At 63.8% G+C, this 599-nt stretch carries 2 protein-coding genes; both read left to right on the top strand.

Features of this window, described 5'->3' with window-relative positions:
- Positions 1 to 487: GGDEF domain-containing protein (locus tag CFY91_RS15575; protein WP_133063707.1), on the top strand; the 487-nt coding region annotated here is incomplete at its 5' end.
- Positions 474 to 599: cysteine-rich CWC family protein (locus CFY91_RS16505; RefSeq protein WP_207759401.1), on the top strand; the 126-nt coding region annotated here is incomplete at its 3' end. The genes CFY91_RS15575 and CFY91_RS16505, both read left to right, overlap by 14 nt.

Genomic DNA, 599 nt, shown 5'->3' with positions numbered 1-599 from the left:
GTTGACCGGCCTGCCCAACCGACGCGGTTTCGAATTGCTCGCCGGACAAGCCCTGCAGGATGCCCGCCGCCAGCGCCAGCCGCTCTGCGCCCTGATGCTGGACATTGATAACTTCAAGCAACTCAACGACCAGCATGGCCATCTCGCCGGCGATCAGGCTTTGCGGGCCTTTGCCGCACACCTGCGCAATCTGCCGCGGCAATCCGACATTGTCTGCCGCTGGGGAGGTGAAGAGTTCGCCATCCTGCTCAAGGACAGCTCACAAGAGGCCGCTCGCCAGCTGGCCGAGCGCCTGCGCGTCTCGATCGAGGCACTGCGCCTGCCGATCAATGGCCAGCAGTTGCAAATGACCGTGAGTATCGGCCTGAGCCAGCGCGAGGATCAGGAAAATATCGAGCAACTGCTCAACCGGGCCGATCGTGCGCTGTATCGCGCCAAGCAATCCGGGCGCAACCGTGTCTGCGAGGCCAGCCATGTCACAGGCTGAACAGCGCTGCCCGGCCTGCGGCAAAGCCAACCAGTGCGCACAGGCCGGCAAAAGTCAGCCAGTGACGGATTGCTGGTGTTTCCACCAACGGCTGAGCGAGCAGGCGCTGGCG

Source organism: Pseudomonas fluvialis (assembly GCF_002234375.1).
Taxonomy (GTDB): Bacteria; Pseudomonadota; Gammaproteobacteria; order Pseudomonadales; family Pseudomonadaceae; genus Aquipseudomonas; species Aquipseudomonas fluvialis.
The sequence above is the reverse complement of the archived record's forward strand: the minus strand, read 5'-3'. Positions and strand labels throughout refer to the sequence as shown.